The organism is Micromonospora sp. D75 (assembly GCF_018070405.1).
Taxonomy (GTDB): Bacteria; Actinomycetota; Actinomycetes; order Mycobacteriales; family Micromonosporaceae; genus Micromonospora; species Micromonospora chalcea.
Map to the genome: position 1 here is coordinate 1 of NZ_JAGPXV010000569.1, position 3,882 is coordinate 3,882.

At 67.4% G+C, this 3,882-nt stretch carries 6 protein-coding genes and 2 tRNA genes; 6 read left to right on the forward strand and 2 right to left on the reverse strand.

The genetic code is table 11. The features are described 5' to 3' along the window. The 5 genes from KBX39_RS25555 to KBX39_RS25575 form a co-directional block, all read left to right on the forward strand. The coding region (locus KBX39_RS25555) for a DUF3566 domain-containing protein (RefSeq protein ID WP_247660584.1) at positions 1 to 692 on the forward strand (692 nt) is incomplete at its 5' end. 145 nt (positions 693 to 837) lie between these two features. Next, a tRNA-Ile gene (locus KBX39_RS25560) sits at positions 838 to 911 on the forward strand. Positions 912 to 954: 43 nt separating this feature from the next. Next, positions 955 to 1,083, forward strand: coding sequence for a DLW-39 family protein (locus KBX39_RS25565; protein WP_013283222.1), 129 nt, complete (start codon positions 955 to 957; stop codon positions 1,081 to 1,083). A gap of 10 nt (positions 1,084 to 1,093) precedes the next feature. After that, positions 1,094 to 1,169, forward strand: a tRNA-Ala gene (locus tag KBX39_RS25570). A gap of 81 nt (positions 1,170 to 1,250) precedes the next feature. Continuing rightward, entirely contained in the window at positions 1,251 to 1,748 is a 498-nt protein-coding gene (locus KBX39_RS25575; RefSeq protein ID WP_187693760.1) for an SRPBCC family protein, read from the forward strand. 82 nt (positions 1,749 to 1,830) lie between these two features. On the opposite strand, the gene KBX39_RS25580 is transcribed toward KBX39_RS25575, so the two are convergent. Then, positions 1,831 to 2,109, reverse strand: coding sequence for a hypothetical protein (locus KBX39_RS25580; protein WP_187693759.1), 279 nt, complete (start codon positions 2,107 to 2,109; stop codon positions 1,831 to 1,833). A 188-nt stretch (positions 2,110 to 2,297) separates the two neighbouring features. On the opposite strand from KBX39_RS25580, the gene KBX39_RS25585 reads away from it, so the two are divergent. Then, positions 2,298 to 2,828, forward strand: coding sequence for a pyridoxamine 5'-phosphate oxidase family protein (locus tag KBX39_RS25585; RefSeq protein ID WP_187693758.1), 531 nt, complete (start codon positions 2,298 to 2,300; stop codon positions 2,826 to 2,828). 217 nt (positions 2,829 to 3,045) lie between these two features. Here KBX39_RS25585 and KBX39_RS25590 read toward each other — a convergent pair whose 3' ends face one another. Beyond that, positions 3,046 to 3,486, reverse strand: coding sequence for a DUF4259 domain-containing protein (locus tag KBX39_RS25590; protein ID WP_187693757.1), 441 nt, complete (start codon positions 3,484 to 3,486; stop codon positions 3,046 to 3,048). Between the last annotated feature and the right edge of the window lie 396 nt (positions 3,487 to 3,882).

Sequence of the window (3,882 nt, forward strand, 5' to 3'; positions counted from 1 at the left end):
GTCGAGCACAAAATCGAGGTGATCCGGCGGCCAAGCCCGCGAACGCCACGAGCACACAGCCGATCAAGCCACCGGCCGCGGCCGGCCGGGCCTCCACCGGTACGACCGGCACCCAGCCGCGTATCGGCGCCGGCCTGGGCACCGCGCCGAAGACGTCGCCCGACGGCGCCCGTCCGACCACCACCGGCGCCACCGGCCAGTCCCGGCCCGCGAACGGCGGGGGCCTGCCGCCGGGCGTCAGCGGCGCGGCCGCTGTCGGCGCCGCGCGCGTGGGCGAGGCGGTACGCGCCGCGCGTACCTCGGTCAGTTCGGCCGCGTCCCGCGGGCCGCGACGGGCCCGGCTGAACCTGAAGCGGATCGACCCCTGGTCCGTGATGAAGTTCGCGTTCGCGGTGTCCGTGGTGCTCTTCATCGTGGTCGTCGTGGCGACCTCGGTGCTCTACCTCGCGCTGGACGCGATGGGCGTGTTCAAGAGCGTCAACGACAGCCTGACCGACCTGGTGAACGCCGGCGGCGGCCAGGGCGGCGGCGGCTTCCGGATCACCGCCAAGGGCGTGATCCTGACGTCGGCGCTGATCGGCCTGGTCAACGTCGTGCTGTTCACCGCGCTGGCCACGCTCAGCGCGTTCGTCTACAACGTCTGCGCCGACCTGGTCGGCGGGATCGAGCTGACGCTCGCCGAGCGGGACTGATTCGGTCGACGCCGGGGCGCCGCGCAAAGCGGTCGCCCCGGCGTCGTGCGTCCGGGTAGGTTCGGGGTGGCGCGGGTGCTTCCGCCACGGACCCCCCGATTTGGGCGCGGCGGAGGCGATGGGTTAACCTTGCTCGTCGCCACGCGGGGCTATAGCTCAGTCGGTTAGAGCGCAGAGCTGATAACTCTGAGGTCGCTGGTTCGATTCCAGCTAGCCCCACCGCACATCGTCCGACGGCAGTCGAGCACGAGGGGTCAAGCACATGTTCAAGAAGCTCCTGATCCTGGCCGGCATCGTCGGTGTGGCCGCCGTCGTGGCCAAGAAGGTCAAGGCCTCGAACGACGAGCGCGCCCTGTGGCACGAGGCGACCACCGCGCCCGACCTGCGCTGAGCGCCGACACGGGGCCCTAGCTCAACTGGCAGAGCACTGCCTTTGCAAGGCAGGGGTTAGGGGTTCGAGTCCCCTGGGCTCCACCACATCATCTGGCCAGGTCAGGGCCCGTGACACGTCCGGCTAGACGATCTTGCACCGTTGACGGTGGGACTACCGTCGGGGGCGTGATCGTGCGTACGCGCTGGACGATCCCCCACCCGCCTGAGGTGCTGTGGCCGGCACTCTGCGACTCACGCCTCGAACTGCAGCCCCGGTGCCCGGTGTTCTACCTGGGTACGCCTCGACCGACGATGTGCCGGTTGCCCGAGGGCCCAGGCGAGGTAGACGCGGCCCGGCAGTGTGTCTCGGAGCAAGGGGTGGTGCGGCAGCGGATCACCGTATGGGAGCCACCAGCCCGGCTGGCGTTCCACATGGAGTCGACGGATCTCGGTTTCCACCGCTACGTTGACTATCTCGGGGATCTATTCGAGATGGCCCCTGCTGGCCGTGGCACGCACGTCACCCGGACCACGACGGTGACAGTCCGCGGGTTCGGCCGCGCCGTGCTCTATCCGGCGTTATGGGTCGGGTTGAAGTCGGTGCACCGCTTCGTGTTCCGCAACTGGCAGACGATGGTGTTATTGCCCCCTCGGCCGGGTGACGCTCCCTCGCCTACTAGGTGACGGCCGTCTGCCGCATATGGAGTCTCCTGACCTCCCACCACATGCTTGACGAATCCGTCCCAGCACATACTTTACGTTTGGCCTAGATTCCGTGGTCGGCCTTGCGGGCCCGCCTGTGCTTCCAGGCGTAGATGAATGCTGCCAGGCCGATTACGGCGAGTGCGCCGGCGATGGCTGCCTGGACGGCGAGTCTGTGTTCGGCTGCGGTGATGTCGGCGGCTTGCTTCTCCAGCATCTCGGGAGTGGGGTCCTGGTAGGGCATCGAGATCCCGGACAGATCCAGGAACGGCAGACACGGCAGCAGGCACGAGGCGATGAGCAGGAGAACCCCGGCGGTCAGCGCTAGGCGGGCACGCGACATCGCGACAGGCTTTCACAGGGGTCGTCTTCTGCGTTGACCGCCTCACGCCGTGGTCACCTTGCGGGGCCGGCTGGTTGAAGAAATATGACGCAAGATGTCAGGTTTCGGGTGAAGCATGGGTTCATCGGTCGGCGCCGGTGAGAGGCGCGGACCACGGCACAGATAGATGCGGAAAGACAAGGATCTCCATGCGGGAAACCCCACAAGATCTCGAAGAGCTCCAAGCCCTCCTCGACGACTCCCTTGCCGGCTCCACCTCCCACCTCCGCTCGATAATCAATACCGAGCGCACACTGAACGCGGAGCAACTCACCCAGGTCCTCACCGGCATGTGCACCCTCGCTCTGTCCAGCGTGACGGCGAAGGGCGAGCCGCGGATCAGCGGTGTCGACGGGCACTTCCTGCGAGGCAAGTGGTACTTCGGCACGGCGCCCGACGCCGCCAAGGCGCGCCACCTCGCGGCGCGGCCCGCCGTCAGCGCCGCACACATGCGCGGTGAGGACCTCGGCGTCTTCACGCACGGCAAGGTGGAGATCCTCAACCCCCGGAACGGCGACCAGGCCACGGATTGGCCGGACGTGCTCGCGTACTTGAGGGACTTCTACGGCGACGACCTCTTCGACTGGGACAACGACGTGGTCTACTACCGACTGCATCCGCACTGGATGGCCGTCTATGCCCCAGACTTCGCAAAGCTCGCCGTGGCGTCCCAGCCCTGATCCACAGCACGGGCCAACCGATGCGCGTCCTGGACTCGCTTCGTCAGAGGTCTCGTTACCGCCTGGCCAAGGGCGACCCGTTCAGCCGGTAGGCCGCGGCCGTTGTCAACGCATGGGAGCAGGTGATCGCAATGTCGCCCGACGAAGAGGAGCCCAGCATGGATTGGGTCGATGACTCGAATGACGGGTAGATCACCGCCCCAGGGACGCGCCGTCCCTAAAGCATCGCGATCTGGCCGGGCAGTTCGGGCGGACCGGAGAGCACTGCGCGGAGCTTGTTGATCTGCGGGAACTCACTCGCTCCCGCCTCACCCCATAGGCTCCGCCACTCGGAGTCGTCGCCGAGGACCCGGTCAAGTGCTTCGATCGCCAGTTGTGGCAGGTCGTCGTCCAAGCCAAGGGATTCGCCAGCAAGCAGGAAGTCCGGCGCGTACGGCGAGGCTATCGGGTCTCCGCCGGGCATCTGGGACGCCACGATGGCCGCTGCGGCGATGGCCGAGGCGGCCTCTTTATAGTCGAGGTACCCGGTGTTCAGTGCCGCCGTTGTCAGAGCAGCACGAACCATTGCCGGCCGGGCAGGCGGCTCGGCATCGTGGAGGCCACCGCACCAGTCGGCGGCGCTGTCGTTGTCGAACGGGCCGTCATCCCAGGTGCCCATGTGCTCCTCCTTCACGTTCCCGGTGAGCGGATCATGAAGCCGAGCAGGGGCGGACGCAAGGCGCGATAGCGCTTGGCTGTAGCGCCATCCGTACAGCCAAGCCCAGCGACGATCACGGCTTAGGGTCTACGGTAGGCGACACGGCGAGCAGGCCAGCAGCAGTGGCCGACGACGACCGACAGCAGCCTTGATCTTTGCAAGGAAGAAGTTCGGGGTTCGAGGACCTCAGGCCGGGAACGGACGGTTGACGCGTGCGTCGGTGAGGACGGCGGTCCACCAGGCCAGTTCGGCCAGCGCGCTGGCCAGCGCCTTGTTCGTGCCGTCGGCGGGTGTGAAGCGGTTGCTGTCGTCCAGGGCTTCCCACGGGGCAGCCAGTCCGAGGCAGCGTCGCGTGGT

Coding starts and splice junctions, on each gene's coding strand:
- KBX39_RS25580 (WP_187693759.1), bottom strand. CDS start 2,109: ATGTCGCGTGCCCGCCTAGCGCTGACCGCCGGGGTTCTCCTGCTCATC.
- KBX39_RS25565 (WP_013283222.1), top strand. CDS start 955: ATGTTCAAGAAGCTCCTGATCCTGGCCGGCATCGTCGGTGTGGCCGCC.
- KBX39_RS25585 (WP_187693758.1), top strand. CDS start 2,298: ATGCGGGAAACCCCACAAGATCTCGAAGAGCTCCAAGCCCTCCTCGAC.
- KBX39_RS25590 (WP_187693757.1), bottom strand. CDS start 3,486: ATGGGCACCTGGGATGACGGCCCGTTCGACAACGACAGCGCCGCCGAC.